Below are 1194 nucleotides of genomic sequence, written 5' to 3' on the forward strand. Positions count from 1 at the left end.
AAAATGGCAAAAGGCAAATTTGAGCGGACCAAGCCGCACGTCAACGTCGGCACGATTGGTCACGTTGACCACGGCAAGACAACCCTGACGGCAGCGATCACGACCGTGCTGGCACAGAAGTTCGGCGGCGAAGCCAAGGGCTACGACCAGATCGATGCGGCACCGGAAGAAAAAGCCCGCGGTATCACGATTAACACCGCCCACGTCGAATACGAAACGGCCAACCGCCACTACGCCCACGTTGACTGCCCAGGCCACGCCGACTATGTGAAAAACATGATCACCGGCGCAGCCCAGATGGACGGCGCCATCCTGGTTTGCTCCGCCGCTGACGGCCCCATGCCCCAGACCCGCGAGCACATCCTGCTGGCCCGCCAGGTCGGCGTGCCTTACATCATCGTGTTCCTGAACAAGTGCGACATGGTCGACGACGCCGAATTGCTCGAACTCGTTGAAATGGAAGTGCGCGAGCTGCTCGACAAATACGACTTCCCCGGCGACAAGACCCCCATCATCCACGGCTCCGCCAAACTCGCCATGGAAGGCGACAAAGGTCCCCTGGGTGAAGAGGCCATCCTCAAGCTGGCCGAAGCGCTGGACACCTACATCCCCCTGCCAGAGCGTGCCGTTGACGGCGCCTTCCTGATGCCAGTCGAAGACGTGTTCTCCATCTCCGGCCGCGGCACCGTCGTGACCGGCCGTGTCGAGCGCGGCATCATCAAGGTCGGCGAAGAAATCGAAATCGTCGGTATTGCCGATACCCAAAAAACCATCTGCACCGGCGTCGAAATGTTCCGCAAGCTGCTGGACCAGGGCCAGGCCGGCGACAACGTCGGTATCCTCTTGCGCGGCACCAAGCGCGAAGACGTGCAGCGCGGCCAGGTGCTGTGCAAGCCAGGTTCGATCAAGCCACACACCCACTTCACCGGCGAGATCTATGTCCTGTCCAAGGACGAAGGCGGCCGTCACACGCCATTCTTCAACAACTACCGTCCCCAGTTCTACTTCCGCACGACGGACGTGACCGGTGCGATCGAGTTGCCAGAAGGCAAGGAAATGGTCATGCCAGGCGATAACGTGTCGATCACCGTCAAGCTGATCAACCCGATCGCCATGGAAGAAGGCCTGCGCTTCGCCATCCGCGAAGGCGGCAAGACCGTTGGCGCCGGCGTCGTGGCCAAGATCATTGCGTAA

At 60.8% G+C, this 1194-nt stretch carries 1 protein-coding gene; it reads left to right on the plus strand.

Annotated elements, in window-relative coordinates; all coding sequences use genetic code 11:
• The first annotated feature begins 3 nt into the window (after window positions 1-3).
• Window positions 4-1194, plus strand: coding sequence for an elongation factor Tu (tuf, locus tag ACFQND_RS12270; protein ID WP_377413623.1), 1191 nt, complete (start codon window positions 4-6; stop codon window positions 1192-1194).

The sequence above is a fragment of the Polaromonas aquatica genome (assembly GCF_042659145.1).
Lineage (GTDB): Bacteria > Pseudomonadota > Gammaproteobacteria > Burkholderiales > Burkholderiaceae_C > Polaromonas > Polaromonas aquatica.

Coding starts and splice junctions, on each gene's coding strand:
- tuf (WP_377413623.1), top strand. CDS start 4: ATGGCAAAAGGCAAATTTGAGCGGACCAAGCCGCACGTCAACGTCGGC.